At 45.6% G+C, this 4651-nt stretch carries 2 protein-coding genes; both read right to left on the bottom strand.

What is annotated here, in order from left to right:
• Positions 1 to 2867, bottom strand: a 2867-nt coding sequence (locus G344_RS11320) for a hypothetical protein (protein ID WP_478202079.1), incomplete at its 3' end; no start/stop codon positions are given.
• Between the two features lie 494 nt (positions 2868 to 3361).
• The coding region (locus G344_RS0110155) for a YadA-like family protein (RefSeq protein WP_028256117.1) at positions 3362 to 4651 on the bottom strand (1290 nt) is incomplete at its 5' end.

Genomic DNA, 4651 nt, shown 5'->3' with positions numbered 1-4651 from the left:
TCTTTGCCCGGGATTCCCTGCTCTCCTTGTTCGCCTTGCGGTCCTTTGAACCGATCATCGTTGGCTAACGCATCTTTATCAAGGCTTACATACACAATTTCATTGCCATCATTAGTTACAGATTTAGCCTTCAAGCCATCGCCAAAATCGATGCGCATATTGCTTAAGGTAAATTTATTTACGGCCGCTCCCGGTTTATAAGTATCCTGTTTCATACCAGAATTATAAATATATACCGGCGCATTCATAGCCGCATACAACTGACTACCATTAATGGCATCCGTACTGTTGGCTCCAATGAACCCCGGTGCTACATTCTGAAGTCGACGCGTTTCCGTAGCCGATCCAATACTAACCACACCGACCACTTGGTCACCACCGGCAAAGCTGTATTCCGTGCCACCAAAGGTCGCCTTCGTATAGGGAATATCCGCTTCAAGACCTGCTGTGCGAGAGGTGTCTGTAATAGTAGGCGCCTTTACTGTTTCTTCAGCCGGTGCTCCTTCGGTTGCTGCGTCTGCAGTCCCATCCGTAGTGGCAGGTGCCGTTGCAGTCGTAGCTTCTACATAAGAGGCTGCTTTACCTAAGAAAACGGAGTTAGCTGCCGTCTTAGTAATTTCATTACCGAGAGCCACTACGTGTTCTTTGTCAATCGTATTCGCTGCGCCGATAGCAATAGAACCGGTAGCCCCTGTCTTTTCCACAACAGTTCCATTCGTATTATACTGTGCTACCGTTGTAGAACCACTACCAATAACAATCGTCTTATCCGATACTGTCATTGCTGCATCGCCAATCGCAATGGCACTGGTGGCACTGTCTACATTCGCTTGATAACCGAAAGCAATGGAACGTTCTGTGTTAGCTACCTTCGTTGCATTAGCTTTAGCTTCATAACCAAAAGCAATGTTATTTTGTGCAACTCCCGGATTAGTCACATCAGGGGCAATATATCCCTCGTCACCATAGGTTCCCTCTTTTAAGACACGAATCGAGGATGCATGGTAACCTATAACAGTACTGCCCGACCCGGAGGCAACTGCTTGCGCACCTATACCAACCGTACCATTTATCGCTGCTTGTGAATTAGCACCAGCTGTGGAAAAGATACGATCAACTTTCAAATCCTCCGATGCAACATTCTGCTGATCACTTGTTAGCGTACCCGCATAGCCACCGAGGAATACATTACCATCACCTTGAATATATTTACCTGCACGATTACCGATGGCTACATTGCCTTCATACCCATTAACACCGGTATCAACATGTGTCACCGTTCTTAATTTTTTATCTACAAAAACCCCATTACTAAGCGATTGCCCCGCTTCATTACCAATCGCTACCAATCCCGTACCTACCATATTTGTTCCGGCATAGGATCCCATAACCGTATTGCGTTCTCCGGTAATAACACCACCCGCAGTATTACCAACGACCGTGTTACTAGAACCCTTAAGGTTGGTTCCCGAAGCGTTCCCTATAATAATGTTGAAGTCTCCAGTAACCGGCTCTGCACTATCCTTAGCTGCTCCCGAAGTTGTAGCCGTACCTGCATTCGTTCCCATCAAGATATTATTGTTACCTTTGGTTTTAAAACCAGCTTGCATCCCGATAGAAATATTCGTATTGCCTGTCACACTGTTACCGGCACGTGATCCAAGAGCTACGTTAGATAGGCCCTCTGTCTTATCGCCGCTAAGACGACCGATAGATGTGTTGTAATCACCGGTAATATTTCGACCACTATCAATACCTAATGCTGTATTAAATCCGCCATTTACATTTTCACCACTGTACGTGCCTATGGCGGTATTCTTAGCGCCTACCGTTGAAGCGCCTGCGCTATCACCGATAAATACATTTTGACCCGACTTCATAGCCTCTACTAAAAGAGGTTGCACTGCTGCTATCACACGTTGATTAACTAAGGCCATACGCTGAGAATACGGCAATTTCTTTTCTTCCGGTGTCAATGCAGCCATAACCTTATCTCTCCACTCAGCTGCCAGTGCACTAGACAACTGCGTTAGCTCAGTACTAGGATTCGTTACATTAGATGTTCCATTAGACTCTTTCCCTGCATAACGCCCAATCATGATGGAAGAATCACTCTGCACCGAACCATTGCCGGACTCCAAACCTACATATACAGCCTCATTGCCTTGCGCTCCCCAACCGGCCGACATACCAACAGCTACATTTTTAGAACCTTTTATCTGCTGACCGCTCTTGACGCCAAGAGCCGAGTTATAACTTCCTTGCGCACTTTCTAACGATGCATGTCCAATACCGGTGTTAAAATCACCGACAGCCTTGTTACCGGCATTCTGCGCACCAATATACACATTCTTTACACCGCGGGAATCATTACCGGCTTGGTATCCTGCATATATATTGTATCCATAATCATATTTGTCTTTTATCGCATCGATGCGCTTTTGAATAAGCTTTTCTTTTTCTGTAGCCTCAAGCGCTTTTTCATCATCCGACAAGGCCTTTTCTACATCCTCACGAATCTGCGCATCGGTTTTCACGGTAGTACCATTCGGTACTGCCATACCATTTGCATTTTGTCCGGCTGCCGTTCCTAAGATTAACGAATAGTTCTGATAGGTTGCACCCGATCCGGCAGATCGTCCTACCACTACTTCGCCTTCACTCTTTGCCTGTGCATTCTGTCCAACCGCAATCGTATACTTCTCACCGGCAGTTGCCAAGCCACCAACCGCTACGGATTGAGTACCGTCAGCTGTCGCTACCTTGCCATATTCTGTATTAATATTAACCGTATCATTAGCAGCTTTATAGTTTATCGCTTGCACCTGACTGCTCACAAAACCCGACACGCCAAGAACCAATGACAAGGCAATGCTCTTCGCCAAACGACTTTTATTTGCAAATGCCCCCCCCCTGTTGTACAAGAGGTCTTACATTACTACTCGTTTTCTGTTTCATAATGAACGCTCCTTACCCTAAACGAATCCAACGACACATTCTCTTACATAATCAACTTCACTTATCAACTTTTTTACTCTTCTTTATCAAAGTCGACATAATTGTATACTCATTATATACGTGTAGACCCCACCATGTAAATGTTAACTAGTAAGATATTTATAAAATATTTGTAGTTATATCATTTTTTCATATAACTTCTGGTGTTTCCACAAATTAGCCCTTATCTTATCCCATAGTATTACTTCCCATAACAAAAAAGATATGGCAACATAATTAAATTTCATTCATTAATTATGCCACCATATCTTAGATATACTTATTTATATGTCCCCAACATCATCCATCACTACATGTTAGACAGAAAACGCTTTGTCACCACAACGGCTCTTCCCATATCTTCTTAGTGCAAGCGAGCCATCAATGCATCAATAATTTCTTGCTGCTGTTTCATTTGTTTATTCTGCATTTCAATCTGGTTACGCTGTGCTTCCAATTCTTTTTTCTGTTCATCAACTTGCGCCTGCTGTTTCTTCATATAGTCGCGCTGTTCCTGAACCAAACCTTCCAAAGATTTCACACGATTGTTAAGACCGGCTACTGCCTGTGCATCCGTAGGAATATCTTCCGGAACTTCGCCCTGACCTACTCTCCAAGTTACGCCAACATTGGCCATCATATTGGAGCTACCGGCGTAAGCCACACCGGCATTGAGCATAGTGCGACCGTTCACATAATGTGCCGCGCCAAGAGCTACTGCTTGTTCACCACGATAGGTACCGATACCGGCCATGATCTGTGTCGGTTCTGCCGGATTGTAGGCAATAGGTTTAAGAGCGGCAAGAGCGGCATTCATCGCATCGCCCTTACGGCTATCTCTGCGCAAATCGCGAATAGCCTGTGAATTATTGCCAACCTGCTGTGCTACTTCATATAACTGACCGCCATTAACAGCATCGGTGGAACCTTTAGCTACCAAGCCATTACCTACATGAGTGATGACACGTGTTTCTTCTACAAGTTTACCGTCTTTTTCTACTACACGGCCAACCGATACCGTGTTCGGTCGATCTGCTACGGAACCCGCACCGATGGCAACCGAGTTCGTTGCGTCGCCGGTTACTTTGGCACCGTTACCGATTGCTGTGGCATTATCAACGCCTTCACCGATTTCAGTATCGTTACCGATAGCAGTGCCATTCGTCGCACCGGCGCCAACGGTAGAACCGGTACCAATCGCTGTACTGTTTTCAGCACCGTTATTTACTTTAGATCCATTGCCAATCGCCGTGGAGTTTGTTGCATCCGTCCCTACATTAGCATCCTTGCCAATAGCGGTAGAACCGGAAGACTTGTCGCCAATAGTGGAACCGTTGCCGATAGCGGTACCATCCTTAGCACTGTCTTTTACATTAGCACCATTACCAATAGCAGTAGAGTTAGACGACTGATCACCAACGGATGCAGCCTTGCCAATGGCTACAGAACCATCAGAGTCTTTACCAATACTGGATTCACCACCAACAGCAGTAGAACCGGTAGAACCATCTTCGGTCTTGCCTGCTTCAATGCCTGCGCCTTTTAAAGCACCGGCAATATCTTGGACTTCTTTGGCTTTGTCTTCAGCTTTTCCTTGAGCTGCTTCGGCTTTACCCTGAGCATCTTCGGCTTTGCCTTGAGCTGCTTCGGCTTT

It is taken from the genome of Veillonella magna DSM 19857, from assembly GCF_000428745.1.
Taxonomy (GTDB): domain Bacteria; phylum Bacillota; class Negativicutes; order Veillonellales; family Veillonellaceae; genus Veillonella_A; species Veillonella_A magna.
This window is presented reverse-complemented; position numbering and strand designations above follow the sequence as displayed.